Source organism: Henriciella litoralis (genome assembly GCF_002088935.1).
Taxonomy (GTDB): domain Bacteria; phylum Pseudomonadota; class Alphaproteobacteria; order Caulobacterales; family Hyphomonadaceae; genus Henriciella; species Henriciella litoralis.
On record NZ_NCSS01000004.1, the window covers coordinates 275,391 to 293,963 of the forward strand.

Annotated in this window: 16 protein-coding genes; 9 read left to right on the top strand and 7 right to left on the bottom strand. The window is 60.3% G+C overall.

The window, feature by feature from the left end; genetic code table 11:
• Positions 1–19 precede the first annotated feature (19 nt).
• From polA to B8783_RS01330, 3 genes are all read left to right on the top strand, one after another.
• Positions 20–2,812, top strand: a complete 2,793-nt coding sequence (gene polA, locus B8783_RS01315) for a DNA polymerase I (protein ID WP_084417971.1) — start codon at positions 20–22, stop codon at positions 2,810–2,812.
• 383 nt (positions 2,813–3,195) lie between these two features.
• Entirely contained in the window at positions 3,196–4,473 is a 1,278-nt protein-coding gene (locus B8783_RS01320) for a hypothetical protein (RefSeq protein WP_139792192.1), read from the top strand.
• 735 nt (positions 4,474–5,208) lie between these two features.
• The gene (locus B8783_RS01330; RefSeq protein WP_139792193.1) at positions 5,209–6,102 is read left to right on the top strand and encodes a hypothetical protein; all 894 of its coding nucleotides are present in this window, start codon (positions 5,209–5,211) and stop codon (positions 6,100–6,102) included.
• A 15-nt stretch (positions 6,103–6,117) separates the two neighbouring features.
• Here the strand turns inward: B8783_RS01330 and B8783_RS01335 are convergent, their stop codons facing one another.
• Positions 6,118–6,534 carry a c-type cytochrome gene (locus B8783_RS01335; protein WP_084417975.1) on the bottom strand — a complete coding sequence of 139 codons (417 nt, stop codon included), beginning with the start codon at positions 6,532–6,534 and terminating at the stop codon, positions 6,118–6,120.
• A 314-nt stretch (positions 6,535–6,848) separates the two neighbouring features.
• On the opposite strand from B8783_RS01335, the gene B8783_RS18695 reads away from it, so the two are divergent.
• From B8783_RS18695 to B8783_RS01345, 3 genes are all read left to right on the top strand, one after another.
• A complete protein-coding gene (locus B8783_RS18695; protein WP_267889638.1) occupies positions 6,849–6,974 on the top strand; it encodes a hypothetical protein in 126 nt (41 codons plus the stop codon).
• A gap of 222 nt (positions 6,975–7,196) precedes the next feature.
• Complete coding sequence (locus B8783_RS01340) at positions 7,197–7,691, top strand: MarR family winged helix-turn-helix transcriptional regulator (protein WP_084417976.1); 495 nt, start codon at positions 7,197–7,199, stop codon at positions 7,689–7,691.
• A gap of 63 nt (positions 7,692–7,754) precedes the next feature.
• Positions 7,755–9,008, top strand: coding sequence for a S41 family peptidase (locus B8783_RS01345; RefSeq protein ID WP_084417977.1), 1,254 nt, complete (start codon positions 7,755–7,757; stop codon positions 9,006–9,008).
• A 19-nt stretch (positions 9,009–9,027) separates the two neighbouring features.
• Here B8783_RS01345 and B8783_RS01350 read toward each other — a convergent pair whose 3' ends face one another.
• Positions 9,028–10,176, bottom strand: a complete 1,149-nt coding sequence (locus B8783_RS01350; protein WP_084417978.1) for a serine hydrolase domain-containing protein — start codon at positions 10,174–10,176, stop codon at positions 9,028–9,030.
• Between the two features lie 624 nt (positions 10,177–10,800).
• On the opposite strand from B8783_RS01350, the gene B8783_RS01355 reads away from it, so the two are divergent.
• The 3 genes from B8783_RS01355 to B8783_RS01365 all read left to right on the top strand — a co-directional run bounded on the left by B8783_RS01355 (position 10,801) and on the right by B8783_RS01365 (position 12,877).
• Positions 10,801–11,490: a hypothetical protein gene (locus tag B8783_RS01355; RefSeq protein WP_084417979.1), complete on the top strand. Its 690-nt coding sequence runs from the start codon at positions 10,801–10,803 to the stop codon at positions 11,488–11,490.
• A 182-nt stretch (positions 11,491–11,672) separates the two neighbouring features.
• Positions 11,673–12,410, top strand: coding sequence for a VOC family protein (locus B8783_RS01360; RefSeq protein ID WP_084417980.1), 738 nt, complete (start codon positions 11,673–11,675; stop codon positions 12,408–12,410).
• 92 nt (positions 12,411–12,502) lie between these two features.
• Positions 12,503–12,877, top strand: coding sequence for a hypothetical protein (locus B8783_RS01365; protein WP_084417981.1), 375 nt, complete (start codon positions 12,503–12,505; stop codon positions 12,875–12,877).
• A gap of 3 nt (positions 12,878–12,880) precedes the next feature.
• Here the strand turns inward: B8783_RS01365 and B8783_RS01370 are convergent, their stop codons facing one another.
• The 5 genes from B8783_RS01370 to B8783_RS01390 form a co-directional block, all read right to left on the bottom strand.
• Positions 12,881–13,963 (bottom strand): GGDEF domain-containing protein, encoded by a 1,083-nt coding sequence (locus tag B8783_RS01370; RefSeq protein ID WP_084417982.1) that lies wholly within the window; start codon positions 13,961–13,963, stop codon positions 12,881–12,883.
• 146 nt (positions 13,964–14,109) lie between these two features.
• Entirely contained in the window at positions 14,110–14,886 is a 777-nt protein-coding gene (locus tag B8783_RS01375) for a phosphatase PAP2 family protein (protein WP_084417983.1), read from the bottom strand.
• Complete coding sequence (locus tag B8783_RS01380; RefSeq protein ID WP_084417984.1) at positions 14,886–15,926, bottom strand: NUDIX domain-containing protein; 1,041 nt, start codon at positions 15,924–15,926, stop codon at positions 14,886–14,888. Before B8783_RS01380 ends, B8783_RS01375 begins: the two co-directional genes overlap by 1 nt.
• Before the next feature lie 9 nt (positions 15,927–15,935).
• Positions 15,936–17,603: an energy-dependent translational throttle protein EttA gene (gene ettA, locus B8783_RS01385; RefSeq protein ID WP_084417985.1), complete on the bottom strand. Its 1,668-nt coding sequence runs from the start codon at positions 17,601–17,603 to the stop codon at positions 15,936–15,938.
• A gap of 157 nt (positions 17,604–17,760) precedes the next feature.
• The gene (locus tag B8783_RS01390) at positions 17,761–18,477 is read right to left on the bottom strand and encodes a hypothetical protein (protein WP_084417986.1); all 717 of its coding nucleotides are present in this window, start codon (positions 18,475–18,477) and stop codon (positions 17,761–17,763) included.
• Positions 18,478–18,573 lie beyond the last annotated feature (96 nt).

The following is an 18,573-nucleotide window of genomic DNA, read 5'->3' on the forward strand; positions in this document are numbered from 1 at the left end:
CTACAGGAAGGATTCTCCCATGCCCACAGCGCCGATCAATGAAGACAGCCATCTCTACCTCATAGATGCGAGCGCCTACATCTTCCGCGCCTTCCATGCTCTGCCGCCGCTGAGCCGCGCCTCTGACGGCCTGCCTGTCGGCGCAGTCGCGGGCTTCTGCAACATGCTCTGGAAGCTGCTGGAAGAGCTGAAAGGCGACGACCGGCCGACCCATTTTGCCTGCGTGTTCGACAAGGGCAGCTACACCTTCCGCAATGATCTCTACCCCGATTACAAAGCCAACCGGGACGAGCCGCCAGAGGACCTGCGCCCGCAATTCCCGCTGGTGCGCGAAGCCTCCATCGCCTTTGCCTGCCACGCGCTCGAGCTGGAAGGCTATGAAGCCGACGATCTGATCGCGACCTATGCCCGCCAGGCCGAAGCCAAGGGCGCGCGCGTCACCATCGTCTCGTCAGATAAAGACCTGATGCAGCTCGTCACAGACAAGATCGTCATGCTCGACACGATGAAGAACAAGACCATCGACCGCGACGGCGTCTTCGAGAAATTCGGCGTCACGCCAGAACAGGTCGTCGATGTTCAGTCGCTCGCGGGCGACAGCACCGACAACGTCCCCGGCGCCCCCGGCATCGGCGTGAAGACCGCCGCCACTCTGCTCGCCGAATACAACACCGTCGAGGAACTGCTCGAGCGCGCCGAGGAGATCAAACAGCCCAAGCGCCGCCAGACCTTGATCGACTTTGCAGATCAGGTCCGCATCTCCAAAAAGCTCGTCACCCTCGAAGACAAGGTGCCCGTCGAAGTCCCGCTGGAAGACCTCGCCGTCTGCGACCCGGACCCGGAAACGCTGATCGAATTCCTTGAGCGGATGGAGTTTCGCACCATCACCCGCCGTGTGCGCGAAACCTTCGAAGCCGAAGGCGTCATCGAAGAACCAAGCCAGAGCGAGATCGGCTTCGACCGCGAGTCTTACGTCTGCATCCGCGACTTCAAGACCCTCGAAGACTGGATCGCCCGCGCCCACACTGCCGGCGTCATCGGCCTCGACACAGAGACAGACAGCCTCGACTGCCAGACCTGTAAGCTCGTCGGCATCTCGCTCGCCGTCGCGCCCAATGAGGCCGCCTACATCCCGCTCGCCCATATCGACCCGGACCATTCGGGCGGCGACGACATGTTCGACGCAGACCCGCCCCGCCAGATACGCCAGGAAGATGCGCTGAAAGCGCTAAAACCCCTACTCGAAAATCCGGCGGTGCTGAAAGTCGGCCAGAACTTCAAATATGACCTCACCGTCCTTGCCCGCCACGGCATCGACGTGACCCCCGTCGACGATACGATGCTGCTCTCCTTTGCCCTCCATGCCGGCATGCACGGCCACGGCATGGATGAGCTCTCAGAGCGCTACTTCCACCACACGCCCGTCCCCTTCAAGGAGGTGTGCGGCTCCGGGCAGAAGCAGATCACCTTTGACCGCGTCCCGCTCGACAAGGCGACCGAATACGCCGCCGAGGATGCCGACGTCACACTCCGCCTCTGGCAGATCTTCAAGCCGCGCCTGCATACCGAAAAAGTCACCACCGTCTATGAGACGCTCGACCGCCCGCTGATCCCGGTCCTCGCCGAAATGGAAAGCCACGGCATCAAGGTCGACCGCGACTTCCTCTCCCGCCTTTCAGCTGACTTCCAACAGCGCATGGCCGGCCTCGAAGATGACGCCTACAAGGCCGCGGGCACCGAATTCAACATGGGCTCGCCCAAACAGCTCGGCGAAATCCTCTTCGGTGAGATGGGCCTGCCCGGCGGCAAGAAAACCAAATCCGGCCAATGGTCGACCGATGCGAGCCAGCTCGAAACGCTCGCCGCGCAAGGCCATGAGCTGCCCCAGATCATCCTCGACTGGCGCACCCTCTCAAAGCTCCGCTCGACCTATACCGAAGCCCTGCAGGACGCGATCAATCCGAATACCGGCCGCGTCCACACCTCCTATTCCATGGCCGGCGCACAGACCGGCCGTCTCTCATCAACCGACCCGAACCTGCAGAATATCCCGATCCGCACCGAGGAAGGCCGCAAGATCCGCGAAGCCTTCATCGCCAAGGAAGGCAATGTCCTGATCAGCGCGGACTACAGCCAGATTGAGCTTCGCCTCCTCGCCCATATCGCCAATATCGACGCGCTGAAAAACGCCTTCAATGAAGGCCTCGACATCCACGCGATGACGGCGTCCGAAATGTTCGACACGCCCATCGAAGGCATGGACCCGATGGTCCGCCGCAAGGCAAAGGCGATCAATTTCGGCATCATCTACGGCATCTCCGCCTTCGGTCTCGCCAACCAGCTCGGCATCCAGCGCGGCGAAGCCTCGGACTATATCAACGCCTATTTTGAGAAATTCCCCGGCATCCGCAAATACATGGATGAGACCAAGGAATTTGCGAAAGAACACCTCTATGTCGAGACAGCCTTCGGCCGCAAACTCCACCTGAAGGAAATGGGCTCAAAGAACGGCGCCCAGCGCGCCTTCGCCGAGCGCCAGGCCATCAACGCCCCGATCCAGGGCTCGGCGGCCGACATCATCAAGCGCGCCATGATCGCCATGCCGGGCGCGCTCGCGAAGAAGAAACTCGACGCAAAAATGCTCCTCCAGGTCCACGACGAACTCGTCTTCGAAGTCCCCGAAGCCCAAGCCGAAGACACCATCGCCGTCGTCCGCAAGACCATGGAAAAAGCCCACCTCCCGGCGCTGGATCTGTCCGTCCCGCTAGACGTGGATGCGAATGCGGCAAAGACTTGGGCTGAGGCGCACTAACCCCCCTCCCCCAACCCGCTCATCCCCGCGAAGGCGGGGACCTCAGACAATTGGATCGCAATCTTAGATACTCCACTTGACGTAGACACCAGCCCCGCCAAAAACTGCGCAAGGGCGCATCAGCGGTCCGGGGGCGTTCAATGGATCCATTCAGCATCTTTCAGGTTCTGATCGAGGTGTTCGGCCGCAATCTGGCGATCCCGATTGGCGCTGTTTTGCTAACGCTCGTTCTGGTTTGGCTTTACTATTTCTGGATTCACTTCCAGCCCGGCCCGTCTTATGAAGCAGACAATGCGCAAGCAGCGCTACAGCGGTCCCGTTACAGAACTTGGCGAGAAAACTTCCTCCAGAAAGGCTGGTTCCCGCGCCGCCTTTATGATCGCATGCTGACCGGCGCGTTAGACAGTTTGGATTCCTTCTTCGGTGACCCGGGTCCGGAACAGCCAGCCTTAAGGCGATACCTGCACTGGGCCGCACTGGATCGGTGCCTGTTGATTGCTCTTTTATATCCAGTCCTCACGCTTCTGGTCATCTGGCATTTGACCGGAATTGTTGGTCCCGCCGGAGCCGCTCTGGATATTCCCCCTGACCTTAGCGCTCAGCAAAGGCTTGCAAGTGGCATCTCTTTGACTATTCTGCTGGCAAGCGCTCTTTGGGCCTTGAGTCCGCCGCTTGTTCATCAAACTTTCAAATGGAGTTTGGTACGCTTCGCGACATTCGCAGTCGCAAGCGCAGTTGCAGGCGCAGTTGCAGTCGCCGTCACAGGCGCAGTCGCACTCGCAGGCGCAGTTGCAGGCGCATTCGCAGTTGCAGGCGCAGTCGCAGGCGCAGGCGCATTCGCAGTCGCACTCGCAGTCGCAGGCGCAGTCGTAAGCGCAGTCGGCATCACAGGCGCATTCGTAGTCCTAGTGGCGATTAATAGCGATAGTTTATCCAGACGACGGCTAAGCGTTCTGACCATCGTCATCACTGCCCATCTAGCAGGGTTTTGTATCATTGTTCGCTTCGGTAACGTATCCGCTTCAAACTGGGTCTTGCTCGTCTTTCTCGGCGCTCTGCCTTTACTCAATGCCGTGTTTGACTGGCTGTCGATTAGCGCGACACGCTACTTGCTGAGAAGAGGTCAAGAGCCCGGTGGACCGGGTCCGTTCGCGATGGCCGCCCTTGATCTCGTCCTCGCAACTACGCTTCTCTTCCTCCTCATGCTTGTGACGATTTCGTATATCGGCCTTCTCAATCATCTGTCGCTGGCGGGGGGCGGACAGCCCGCGCTCCAATTGCGCCCGCTGCTGGCTGAACTTCGAAGCGACAATCCCGGGCCACAGGTCTGGTGGATTTACGTGACTGTCTTCACGACCTTTGTGCCATCGCTCGTCAATCTCACGCTCGGCTGGCTTGCCGCCATTCGCGGCATTCCTGCCCTGCGCAGGCTGGCCATGCAGCACTTCCTCCCGGAGGACCCGGCCCAACTGGATGTGTTGAACCGCTTCTGGGCCAGCACAATTCTGGCGATCCAGTTGTTGGTCGCCATTCTTGGTGCCTTAGCCGTTTGCTTGGCGCTGATTTCGCTTTCGCTCTATGGCTTGTCCTTCATCGGGGCCAACCTGCTCGACGTCGCTGACTGGATTATCGGATATCTAGAGCCGTCAAAATCTCCGTAGTCTTACTTTTTCAATGCCGAATGGCAGACCCTGCCATTCGGCAACAGCCAGCCTCGGCCCGGCCTGTTTCAGGCGGTCAAGGCTGCCGAAGGCACCGCGAAGCGGCGTGGCCTTGAGGGCCTGAAACAGGCTGGGCACTTACACCCACGGCCACAAGTGCCGTTCCCTTACCTGACCGTGCCCCCCCTCCCCACCTCATCCTGAGCTTGTCGAAGGATGAAGCGGGTTGCGAGACCGGCCAAATCGGAACCACGCCCCCAAGCCGTCCACCCCGAAAAAGCCTCCTGAACATCAGCGCCCGGATGCCCATCCTTCGACAGGCTCAGGATGAGGTCGCAGAAGGAGTTGAGGTCAGGCAGGGCACGGCCTTCCCCTCTCCCGGCTGCGGGAGAGGGTGCGGAGGAAGAAGCATCGCACTGCGATGCGCCGGAGCACGGGTGAGGGCGCCCACGGTGCTGCCGCACGCCAAGCTCGCGTGTGATGCTCCCCTTGCAGCCCTCATCCCCGGCCCTTCTCCCGCAGCCGGGAGAAGGGGGCGATAAATTGCCCCCATTGCATTCCCCCGCCCTGCGCGCGTACGCGAACACGACCAAGAGGGGCGCTGAGGCGCCCCAGGCAGGTTTGGACCGGGTGCTCGAACTCAAACAAGTTGACGAAGACTCTGTCCTCGCTGAAGATCAAATCCTGCACCAAAAACATGTGGTCGCGTTTCAATAAAAATCATTTGAGATCAAGATGAAATATAATATTTCCTCAATTTTCATAATACTTATAATTTCAATATTTGCCCCTAACGGCCACGCGCAGTCTTCGCGTGATATTCGCGCGTGCCCCACGGGCGACTTGCTCAAAAAAGTGATAGAAACATCCGGAAAATACCAAGATGACACTTTCAGTGCTTACGGCGTTCTGTTCTGGAATGAGGTGGGACCGTCTGTCTTCAGCAAAGATGATGTTTACAAATTTGCGATCAGCCAATGCACAAATACCCTGAGCGACTCCGGTTGCAACAAATTGGACATGGAGACGCCCGAATTTGCTGACTGGCGCGCCTATTGGGATGCGAACCTGAACCACCAGATTTACGGCGCAGCAAAACCAGATGCCAATACACCCGGGATGATCCATCCCCCGTCAGCATTGCTCGATTGGGCGCAGACAACGCTGGACTGCTCAGTTACCGGAGGTCAGATGAACGTGGCTGGCGCCGTCGGCAACCAACCGCCTTCAAATGCCATCCCCGATCAAGACGAGCCATTTGAGGTGCATTATGCCGAACTGGAACGCCTCACACATTTGACGGCGATCTATACACAGGCATGCTGGACGTTGATCAAAGAGCTTGAGCCCGATGGCGGCAAGAGCGCTGGCGAACTGGCGGAACGCTGGTATCGAATGCAGAGAGCGTCAATTGGAACCAAATATGACGGGTGCGACTCGGTCCCTGAAAGTCTCGAGCGACAGATCATGGCCGACATTGCGGCCTCTGCCAGTCAGCGAATGCCTGTAGAGACCCAGACCAGATCAGATCCTGATTGGTGCGACAGCACCTGCCAGCGGGAAAGGACAATCCAGGAAAACCGGCAACGGTCCTGCTATGTAAGCAATGGACGCCGGATTTGTTATTAAGCGATTTGAGACGCCTCACCCCTCCTCGGGCACCTGCACGGTCTCGAGATAGGCGAGCAGCGCATCGATCTGCTCAGGCTCGAAATCCCATTGGGGCATGCGTGGGTGGGCGACCATGATGCCCTCGGCGAACGCTTCGGCCAGCATCTCGACCGGATAGTCCCATGATATCTGCCTGAACGGTATCGCTTCTGGATACGGGCTGTCGCCGGTCAGGCCAATCGCATGACATCCCGAGCAGAGCGTTTCAGCCATCGCCTGCCCCTGGCCGACAAGCTCGTTCGCGGGCGCTGGCAGGGCAGCGTCTTCGATCTCCTGCGCGGCCACTTCAGACGCGGCAGGCGGCGGCGCCATCGCATCATCCGTCCCGCAGGCTGTCACCGCCGCGAGGCCAAGCGTCAGCAAAATCATCGGCCGCCAGCTTATCATCATGCGCTCATCCTTCGGTCTTCCTCAGTCCCCCATATCATGTTTGCCGCGCGCATCCATCACCATCCGGGATGATACCGACTTGACCCCTGTCCCTTCTGCGCCAGACCAGACAACATGCGGACGGTGCACCGCCGCGCCCATTGCATTCCGCCCTCCCGCGCACGATATCTGTTCCACGCCTTTTGCGGCTCACGTCACACCAAAAACCCGCAAAGCCATTCCGGCGCTGTCCCTGCCTGAGCGCGCATGCCGTGCGCCGGCCAACAGGGGCAATCCGCATCGCTGGCCGCGGTGTAAGAGAAGTGACCTTCCCCATGTCGAAACAACAAAAATCGAACCGCGAAGTCCGCAAGCCGAAAAAAGAAAAAGTGAAGACGAACGCCTCCAACCCGTCGCTCAAGACCGGCGTCAGCAACGTCTTCGACCAGCGCAAGAAATAGACCGGCCCGGCTGCACAGCCGAGCCACCCCTGCCTGATGCGACCATGCCGACAGGCGTTGGCATGGCGCGCTCAGCCTCTCGCGCTGCCCCCCCTCCAGCGCCCGGCGACCATCCCCAAAAATCCAGCTCACCGCCCGTCCCGGCCCCAGCCTGAAAATATGCCGCTTGACATTGTGCAAATATTTGCGCAAATCTTTTCGCATATCAGATAGGGTCGATTTATGACTGAGCTACGAAGCCCCCAGTTTGGCGCCATCCTCTACCGCGCCACCGAGCTGATCAGCGCGCAGGGCGCCGAGGTTTTTGATCGCCTCGGCATCAGCCTCCACGCCAACAAGATCTCGATCGTCCTCGCCATCAATGCGAAGGGCGCGATGTCCTCGACAGAGATCTCTCGGCATATCGGCATTTCGCGCCAGCTCATCGAAAGCCGCCTGAAAGGCAGCGTCGATGACGGCTTCTTCAGCCAGCGCCCTGACCCGAATGACAGTCGCAAGAAAATCTACGACATCGCCGACGCTTTCAAAGCCGAGGCTGACCGAATCGTCTCGATCATGAAAGACTTTGAAGAGGTCTACGCTGAACTCTGGGAAGAGATTGGTGTCGATCTGGAAGAGGGCGTCAAAATGATGGAAAAAGCGCTCTCGCGCACGTCCCTGGAACACAGGCTGTGCCGCGCCTTTCCCGAATATTCCGGCCAGATGACGTCTGACTAGCCGGCCTGCCCACCCCCAAAATCCAATCCCCCTGCCCTTGCCTCTCGTTCAGGAGACTTGCCCATGTCCAAAGCCCAGTTTTCGCTCTTTGCGTGTCTGATCCCGGCGCTCGCACTTGCAAGCTGCTCAAGCCAGCCCCAGCCCTCCACCGCAGAGACCACGGCCGTCGATCTGCTGGCCGATGTCCGCACGATCTGTGAAGAGGTGCCCGCGAGATACGCCTATTTCCAAGATCGCGCGGCCTACTGGCCGGAAACCTGCGCCCGCGCCGAAGCAGCTGCCGTGTCAGCAGGCGACAAAAGCGCCTCGCTGGCGGTGCTGGAGCGTATGGTGGATGACCTTTATGAGCCGCATGCCGCGCTCAACACCAACAATCAAAACTCGCCAAGACTGGTGCCGACCGGCTCAGACCTCTGGATCGAACCGATCGATGGGCGCTACATCATCACCGCCGTCAGACCGATGAGCGGGGCCGCCAAAGCGGGCCTGAAAGTCGGCGACGAACTGATCAGCTACAACAGCCAGACACCGCATGAGCTCGCCATGTCGCGCATCCATGCGGGCAAAGCCGATCCAGCCCCCAAACGGCTGATCTGGGCGATCAACGCCGCCGTCGCCGGCACGCATGCCGCCCCCCGCCAGATCGACATTCGCCGCGAGGGGGATCTTCTTTCATTCGACATGGAAAAGCCGGAGGTCGCCCAGCCAGATGAGCTGGTCACGGCCCAAACACTTACCGGCAATATCGGCTATATTCGCCTCAATAATAGTCTCGGAAATAGCGGCACCGTCCGCGCCTTCAACGCCGCGCTTGCAACTCTCCGTCAGACAGACGGTCTCATTCTCGATCTGAGGGAGACCGCGAGCGGCGGAAGCACCGATATCGCAGAGCCGATCCTTGGACGGTTCATCGACGAGCCGGCCGCTTATCAGCGCACGGTCATGCCCAACGGCCTCGTCATTGACCGGAAGATCAAGCCATCAGGCCCGTGGACCTATGATAAGCCTGTTATCGTGCTCGTCGGGCGCTGGACCGGCAGCATGGGCGAAGGCATGGCGGTTGGCTTCGATGGTATGTCCCGCGGCACGGTTGCCGGAACGGACATGGCGAGGCTCGCCGGCGGCACAGAAGGCATCACACTCGAAGAGACCGGCATCAATCTCAATCTGCCGACCTATGATCTGCATCACCTCAACGGCACCCCGCGCCATGAATGGACACCCCCGCACCACGCCACCGCCGACAATGGCGCCGGACCAGACCTTCTGATGCAGGATGCCCTCTCCCTGCTGACCGGAAACCAGACGCGGCCCTGAGACCTGTCAGCGAGCGAATTTAGCCGAGAGTCTCGACGCTGCGGCTCAGGGCAAACATGTCGTCCTGGCTTTGCGCAAAGTTCGACATGGCGATGAACGTGTACTCGCCCCCGATTTCATGAATGGCGACAACATTCGTGGCCCCGTTGGAGCCTGACTGCATGGAGTAAAGCTGAAGCGGATCATCTTCATAAGTACCGACGCGGCCGCCATAAGCGTAGTTTTCGTCATCAGTCGTTATCGTCGAAAACCGCTGCAGAAAGTCGGCGTTGAGGATGCGGCCGCCATACAGGGCATCGAACAGCTTCATGAGATCGGAGGCATTGGTATAGGTCGCCCCGCCAATCATCGCGGGAATGGGGAAGTCACCTGAATAATAGCTGTCATCCGCATCATAGCCGACCGCAATGTCCTGCGTGCCTGCCTCATCTGCCTCGAGGTTCAGGGAAAAAACGCCGGACGCCGTCATTCCAGCCGGTGCGAACACATGAGTCTCCAGAATCTCCGCATAGGGCTGCCCCGTGACAGCCTCCAGAATACGGTGAACGAGGATCCAGTTTGTGTGAACGTAGTCAAAGCTTTCGCCGGGCTCGAACTTCAGATCACCGCTGGCATACGCCTCGATAGCCTCGGCAAGGCTCATATCAATGCCAAGGTCTGCCAGGCTCGCCTCAGGGGTTTGCGCCAGTTGCATCGGCAGACGCCCCATGATCGGGCCTAGCGTGTCAGGCAGTCCAGACCGATTGGCCATCAAATGCTTCAGCGTCAGCCTGTCGCCGGTGTCCCGGCGATAGTCTGGCAGATATGTACTGATGGGCGCGTCAATATCCAGACGCCCCTCCTCGGCCAGGGCGAAGACAGCGATAGACGCGAAGAATTTGTCGATTGAGCCGCTCTGAAAAACCGTATCCTCGGTCAGGGGACGCCCGGACTCATGGTCCGCCACCCCGTCGACGATCACATGTTTGTCCGCATTTTTCTGAACCAGCACGATGCCATTAAAATCATGCGCTTCCATCCATTCCTGGACATAAGCGTCGACCAGATCTTCCTGATCGGTCGAAGCAGGCTGCGCCGCGCTGGAGGCTTCCGAATGAGGCGGTGTCGTGGTGCACGCGACCAAACCCGATGATAACGATAGACCCAGCGCAAAAATGGCAAGTTTCATATAATTCTCCACAATGAAGAATTATTGATAAACGATAACACCAGACAAGCAAGCCCTGAACGGTCACGCATCCGGCCTGCCCCCTCAGGCCGGCGTCTCCCGGCCTCAGCGCCCTTTCCGCACGCCCGCCCTTCTTCCTGTCTTCCCCGCAAAGGCGGGGAGATCGGCGAGCCCCTTACCGACCTCATCCTGAGCTTGTCGAAGGATGAGGGACGGACACAGGGCGACGCCGCACAAACCCCTCCCCATCCGATCATCCCCGCGAAGGCGGGGATCTTAGGCAGCCAAGGCCCCACACCCGCCGCACGAGACCCCGGCCTTCGCCGGGGAGATCGGCAAAACCTCCACCGACCTCATCCTGAGCCCGTCGAAGGATGAAGCCGCCTCGCGCGATCGTCCCGCGCACGCCCTCGCACCCTGACCAACGCAATTAGCCCGGCACAGGCAGGGACGGTCCTGCCGCCTATCCTTCGACAAGCTCAGGATGAGGTCGGACATGGATATCAGGCTTACCCCGCAATGATGCGCGCCGATCTCCGATCTTCCCCGCGAAGGCGGGGACCTCAGGCGATTGGAGACAAAACCCATCCCACACCTCCAGCCCCCAGCCTATGCTCCTCGGCAATGACTGGACCGACCCTCAACACCCGCATCTCCAGCGCATGGACGCAGATCGCGGCGCTTGTCGCCAGCCTTGCGCATCTTGCAGGCTGCGCCGAGGGTCGCTTCCTCCCACGCATTGCGCCGGCCGTGCGTATCAAGGCCCTGCGCCTGCTTCGCCCGGCAGAAGCGCTGGCCCGGCGTCTCATCGTGACCATGGCGCGCGGCCTGATTGATCAGGCGCGAGCCGCGCTGAGGCCGAACCCGAAAGAGGCGAGCGGCCCTGCGCGGTCGCATACCTCCACGCGCCCCGCCTTCAAGCTTTTCGAACCCATGGCCAGCTTCAGCTCCATCCTCGGCACCGGCCACTTCCCTGCCGCCCGCACGGGCCCCGGTCCGCGCATTCTTGATCTCTCCGCGCCCTATCCCGGCCCGCCCGCCGCGCCTCAGCCGGTGGCGCGTCCGCCATCGCTTGCCGCGCGGATCGACGCCCTCGCCCGCCTCTGTGCTGACCCGGCGCGCCTTGCCCTGCGCCATGCCCGCAAAATCGCCGCGCATGATTTCAGATCATTGCGCCTTCGCCGCATCAACCCGCTCCGCCCCGGCCTGCCGCAGGGCCGGTATAGCCGCCACACACCGGATTGGCTGAAGGATGCGCTGTCACTATTCGGGGCCGAACTGCGCGCCGGGCCAAGTCTCTATATGCCGCCTTGACGCGGTCCCTTCCGATCGAATTCGACCGTCTCGATATCCCCGCCGCCGGGAGGCTTGTCCTGCCTGCAATACGTCCAACCTATGGTTAACCCGCCTCAGGCCTGGTCAGCGCTGTTCCTTAGAGGCCGTTATATATTTTATTCGATTGACCCGCCCACGGCTTTTTGTGGTATTGCCTCTGAATGACCCGGATACGCCTGCGACAAATCGTGCTCGCCGCAGAGAGCCTTGAGACGGCTGACACGCTACAGACGGTGTTCGGCTTGAAGAAGCCGTACCACGATCCGGGCGTGGCTGAATTCGGGCTGGAGAATTCGGTGTTCGCGGTCGGCGATCAGTTCATCGAAGTTATCGCACCCACGACCAAAGACGCGCCCGCGCGCCGCTTCCTCGACCGCAATGGCGAGGGCGGCTATATGGCCATTTTCCAGATCGAGGATCTCGCAAGCGCCCGCAGCCGTCTCGACAATGCAGGCATCCGCCGCGTCTGGAACGCTGATCTGGAGGACATCGCTGCCAGCCATTTGCACCCGGCAGATGTCGGCGCCGCCATCGTTTCACTCGATGAAGCCCATCCCTGGGAGAGCTGGCGCTGGGCCGGGCCTGACTGGACCAAGCAGAAGATAGAGGGGGAGCTGACAGGCTGCGTGTTTGAAAGCCCGGACCCGAAATCGCTCGCCTCGCGCTGGGCTGCTGCGCTCGGTCTGCCAGTGTCCACCAGTCAGACCGAGACACGGATGGCGCTCGCCAATGATGGCGTGCTGACCTTTCAGGCTGGCGGTACCGAAAAGTTCGAAGGCGCGTGCATCACGCTCAAGAATGCCATGCAGTCCCTCGAACGCGCCGACCGGCACAATCTGCACAGCACAGGCGACGGCGTTGTCATCGGCGGCATGCGGTTCATCGTGAATAATCTCTAGGCCGCGCCCCGGCAAAACTTCCGACAGCCCACAAACCCGCCTATACTCCCGCCAATCATGCCAGAGCGGGCCGACCCGCGAGGAGCGAAGACATGGAATGGTTCAACGAGCTTTTTGACCTCTCGGCCGTAGCGGGCGGAGCTGGTCTTGCGGGCGGCGGCGGCGCAGCCGTGATCGCCTGGCTGGTACGCGGCGCGATCCTCCGATTTATCGTGCGCATCCTGTTTACGGCCGTGCTGACCGGCGTCGGCTTCTATTTCCTGCTCGGCTTTCTCGGCTTTGAGATCGTGCCAAAGGAAGAGGTCGCAGCAACGGCGCCCGCGAACCGCAGCGCAGCGTTTCGCAATGAGAGCTTTTTGCCTCAGGCCGACAGGTCTGAACTTGCAGGCGCGGCGCCAGAGCGGACCGAGGCCCGCGAAGACGACAAGCGCATCGTCATCAAGTCCCCCTTCCGGCGCGGCGGATGAGCCCTAGCGAAACTCGACATCGAGATGGGTTCGCGTGCGAGACGTCACCTTGCAGAAAACGCTCAACTGGTCAGACCTGATAAGCAGGCGAAACTCATCCGGCACATTCATCGTGGTCACAAGATCGAGACCGGCGCCTTCCTGACCAAGTGACCGGACGGTACAATCAATCGACGCGTGGCTTCCGGCAAAGACGATCTGGCCCGCCTTCAGCACCCGGCGCCGTACCACACGTTCAGCTCGGTCGGCCTCGCCCCATACGCAGGTTCGATTGCGCCCTGTTTGCTTGGCCTGATACATTGCGGCATCCGCGTACCCTAAAAGGGTGGCGACGTCGTATCGGCGATCTTTCTGGGTTCCGACACCAAAACTTGCCGTCACACCAATCGTCTCGCCATTAAACTCAAACCGCATGGCCCCGATGGCGACCCGCAACTTTTCAGCGACGAGAACGGCCCCGTCGCCATCCGTTTGAGGCAGAAGGACGGCGAATTCCTCGCCTCCCATACGGCCAAAGACATCGCTTTGACGCAGGTGCGCCCGACAGGTTTCGGAGACAGCTTTCAGGACCTTGTCACCGGCCGCATGCCCATAGGTGTCATTGATCGACTTGAAGCGATCAACGTCGAGACAGATCATCTGCAGGGGATGCCGGTGACGCGTGCAAAGTTTCGCAAGGCGGTCGGCTTCTTCCTCGAACGCCCGCCGGGTGAGGAGGCCGGTCAGTCCATCACTGACGGCAAGCCGGCGCAGCTCATAGAAATCCCGAACCACCCGGGCAATGCCTTCAAGCGCCTGGAGCTGGCCCGGAGACAGCGTCCGCTCTTTGGAGTCCAGAGCTGAAAGCGTCCCGATGATCTCATTGTCGGCCGACAGGATCGGAACGCCAGCATAGAACTTAACATCGCTGTAAATGTCTTCATGATCGAGCCCGGACGACGCCTTCAGCCATCTTTGCTCCCCATCGGTCACAGAGATCGTGGCAGACTCGACACCCAGCATATTGCGCAGAACGTCGACGATATTCTCGAAGAAATCATCCGCCGGCGCGTATGTGACATCATCCTCTGAGCGCGTGGGCGTCATGAGCGGTCATCCAATGATGATGCGGCGTATACGAATAATAGAACGATGTTTCTATCTATAGTCTCTTTCGTAGAATTTATCGAATGATCTGATGAGCCAGGCTCGGGACGGCGCTTTGCAGGTTTGGATGCTGTAAATGTCATGCATCAGTTACGTCCCGGAGCCGTCTCCAGATCAATTGTACCGTCAGGCGTTACATCAACCGCGTATTTGTCGAGCGCTACGCCCAGCGTCAGCGCCGAATAGACCGTCCAGACCGCCACAACGACCACCATGACCAGCGCGAAAGGCCGCGCAAACCGTCCCTCGCCCGGAAGCTGGTGAAAGCCAAACTCGACAAGGAACAGCATCACCGAGGCGAGCAGCACCGCGCCGATCACATCGGTCGGCCAGTGCGCGCCAAGGTAAACGCGCGAAATACCGATCAGGACAATGAGCAGGATCAGCCCGCCAATGACCAAACGCTTCCACGCCCCAGTCAGCGCATGCGCCGCGAGGATCGCCAGCGCGCCATAGATCACCGTCGAATTGGTCATATGGCCTGACGGAAAACTGAAGCTCTCCACGCCGGAATAAAGATCGGCCATCGGCCGTTCCCGGCCCACAAACACCTTGATCGCCTTCACGATAAGCGGCGTCGTGACGAAGGCGAGCGCACTCATCCCCGCCGCCCACCAAGCCCGCCGCAAGAGGAGCGTGAAGACAATGGTGATCGCAATGAGCGTGAGGGCGGTCGCGTCACCGAACAGCGTGACCAGAACGACGATCCAGTCGCTCGCCGGACTGCGCAATGCCTGCACGCCATCACTGAGCGCGAGATCGACGGCGCTGATCATCTCGTCATTGAGAACGACAACGGCAAGGCCGGCAAAGACGGCTGCGGCCAGCAGCGCTGGCATGAGATGGGATGTGGTGTGGCGCATCAGATGGAGGTGTCGATCTTCGAAAGATTGGCTTTCAGCCTGTCGTAGCACGCAAGGGCCTGCTTGCGGCAAGGCAGGTTGCAGTTGCCGTCCGGCGCACCGAGCGACAGCCAGAACATCAGCGTCTGCAAACCGGTCGGCACAAAGGCAAGCTGGCCGGCCTCGGCGAGGTCTCCAATCTCCTTGAAGCTATAGAACTTCACCCCGCCCTCCTGGTGGGTGCCGACAACACCGCTGAGCCGCGTGCTGTCCACGGCGATCCCCAGGAAGACAAGCCCGATGAAGCCCGTCTCATCTTCGTGAAAGACCAGATGAGGGTGATTGTCTGCAAGATCGACAGCAAGGCCGGACTCCTCATGGATCTCGCGGATTGCCGTGCGCCGGAGGCCATACCGGCCCGGCTCCCTCAGGTCGTCATTCTCATTGACCAGTGTGGCCGGCTCATAATTGCCGCCCAGCACATGGAACTTGCTCGGAAACGTCTCGACCTTGTCGCTGCGCTGCTGCAGCAGCACCTTGCCGGCCGACGGGCAGAACACGATGCCACCTGCGGACATGATGTGCGGTTTGTGACCAGCCGCACGCGCCGCCGTGATGAGGGCATAGTCGACCCCGAGAAAAGGATAGGTCTGCGTCGCCCGCAACGACCGTGGAGAGCCGGTGATGACCCCATGTGGGCGGTTCTCGCCCTTTGGCGGATGATAGCGCTCGGCCCGCACCAGCTTGGCGGCGCCAACCACATCGGGATCACACGACCAGTGATCCTCGGGCGCGCTGGTGGTCGCGGCCATACGCGGCGCATCGCCAAGCCTGAAGTCGATCAGCTCGCCGCCCTCGATCAGGCCATCGACCTCCGTGAGGCGAACCCGCCCAAGCTCTTCGACCTTGTCGCGCGCATTGAAGCGGCGCACGGCAAGATGCTTGATCCTGTCGAAGACATAGAAGCGTCTGACAAGCCAGGACAGGATCGCCCCGGCAGCCAGGAACACGACATAAGGGGCGAGGCTGTTCAGCGCGAAATTGTTGAACCAGTCCCCCACAACGCACCCCTAGTCCCGCGAAAACTTCTTGAACTTCAGCTTCTTCGGCTCGACAGCGTCGACGCCAAGGCGGCGTTTCTTGTCTTCGAGGTAGGAGGAGAAGTCGCCTTCGAACCATTCGACGTGGCTGTTGCCTTCGAAGGCCAGGATGTGGGTGGCCATGCGGTCAAGGAACCAGCGATCGTGCGAGATCACCACGGCGCAACCCGGAAAGCCATCGAGGCCTTCTTCGAGCGCCTGCAGGGTTTCCACGTCGAGGTCGTTGGTCGGTTCGTCGAGGAGGAGACAGTTTGCGCCTTGGCGAAGCATCTTGGCGAGGTGGACGCGGTTGCGCTCACCGCCGGACAGGAGGCCGACTTTCTTCTGCTGGTCGGAGCCCTTGAAGTTGAACGCGCCTGTATAGGCCCGCGAGCTGACTTCAATACCACCAAGATCGATCACATCGAGGCCGTCGGAAATTTCTTCCCAGACATTCTTCTTGTCGTCGAGCTTGTCGCGGCTCTGGTCAACATAGCCGAGTTTGACCGTATCGCCGACGCGGATCGAGCCGGCATCCGGCTCTTCAAGGCCGAGGATCATCTTGAACAGGGTCGACTTACCCGCGCCGTTCGGACCGATCACGCCAACAATGCCGCCGGGCGGCAGCTTGAAGGTCAGGTCTTCAATGAGAAGATTGTCGCCGAACGCCTTGCGCAGGTCTTCCGCCTCAATCACCACATTGCCGAGACGCGGGCCGGGCGGGATGCGGATCTGGGCGGTCGACACTGTCTCGCGCTCAGCCTCAGCGGCGCGTTCTTCATAGGACTGGATACGCGCTTTGGATTTGGTCTGGCGGGCTTTGGCGCCAGCGCGAACCCATTCGAGTTCTTTCGCGAGCGTGCGTTTCTTGCCAGCATCCTCGCGCGCTTCCTGCGCCATCCGCTTGGCCTTCTGCTCAACCCAGTCGGAATAGTTGCCCTTGTACGGCACGCCGCGGCCACGATCGATTTCGAGGATCCAGTCAGTGATCTTGTCGAGGAAGTAGCGGTCGTGGGTGACGAGGATGACGCAGCCCGGGAAGTTGATCAGATAGTTCTGTAGCCAGGCGACGGTTTCAGCGTCGAGGTGGTTGGTCGGTTCGTCCATCAGGATCATGTCAGGCTTGGAAAGAAGCAGCTGACAGATCGCAACGCGGCGGATTTCACCGCCGGAAAGATTGGTGACCGAAGCTTCGCCATCCGGGCAGCCGAGGGCAACCATGGCCATCTCGATCTTGGAGTCGATGTCCCAGGCGTCGGCGCTGTCGACCTGCTCCTGAAGCGCGGTCATCTCTTCCATCAGCTCGTCGGAATAGTCCTCACCGAGCTTCATGGAGATCTCGTTGAACTTGTCCACGAGCTGTTTTTCAGGGCACTGGCTGGCGATGTTCTCGAACACCGTCATGCTCTCGTCGAGCTTTGGCTCCTGTGGCAGATAGCCGACCTTGGCACCGGGGGCAGCGTTCGCCTCGCCGTTAAATTCCTTGTCCTGGCCCGCCATGATCCGCAGCAGGGTCGACTTACCCGACCCGTTGACGCCGACGACGCCGATCTTTGCATCTGGCAGGAAAGACAGGTGGATGTTTTCGAACACCTTCTTGCCGCCCGGATAGGTCTTCGAGAGACCCTGCATATTGTAGACGTATTGTTGACCGGCCATGGGCGGCTGCTCCTGGATTGAGGTGTTCGGGATTCCCACGCCATTTGGCGCAGGCGCGCCCTCAGTTCAAGTGGTAACCACTGTACCGGGGACGCTCCAGATCTACCTCGTGCCAGATGCAGGCGGATATTTTCGACAGATCCAGTCTGCACGCACCCTAGAATGTCGTGGGCTGGCACCAGATGCCGGTTTCGGCCTGTCGGGCCTTTTCCGCCGCCATAACCGGACGCAGCGCCTCGATTGCAGAGCTGACACTGTCGACCACCAGCGTTGCCTTGCCGTAATCGGCCGGGGTGCTCTCCTCGGTCCGTTTGAACCAGACCGTCACGTCAAATGTGTGCCCACCCTCTTCGAACGCAGTCTTCATCGCCGGGCCATCATATTTGCCACCGGCCGACAGATAGAGGCTGGTCGTGCTTTGCGGGTTCCAGCCATCGTCTTCCGGCAGGAGGACAGACTGTCCATCAATGTCCAAGGCCGCGTCCAGATCGTGACGCTGGTCGCTCTCGGTGCGCGAAAATGCCAGAATGCCGTATTCCATTTTGCGCTGAGGCGGGTGCAGCAGGTACAGCCCGACCTGCAAATTCATCTCGCCGTCCATCAGACGCTCGGGTTGGCCCTCCCAGGGTTTGCTCCAGTAATAGCCGACAGCATAGCCGTTTGTGGTCTCGGTCGCTCCGTCAAACATGGTCCAGCTGACCGGGGCCTCCCGCTTCTCCAGACGTATCGTGTCGGTCTTGACCTCATAGGCCCAATCGCCTTGCACACCTGCCGGGCATGGCGGTCGCGGCTCTTCCGCGGACGCCAGTGCGGCAAATCCGAGGCCGGCTGTCATTGAAAGACATGCCATATGGATCAGTCGAACAGATTTCATTGTCTAAGGCTCCCACCCTTGTTTGCGCCGCGCGTGGCGCGATGCGGGCAAATTAGATGGATCGACGCCCGCAGGCTTGTATGGAATCGACATCAA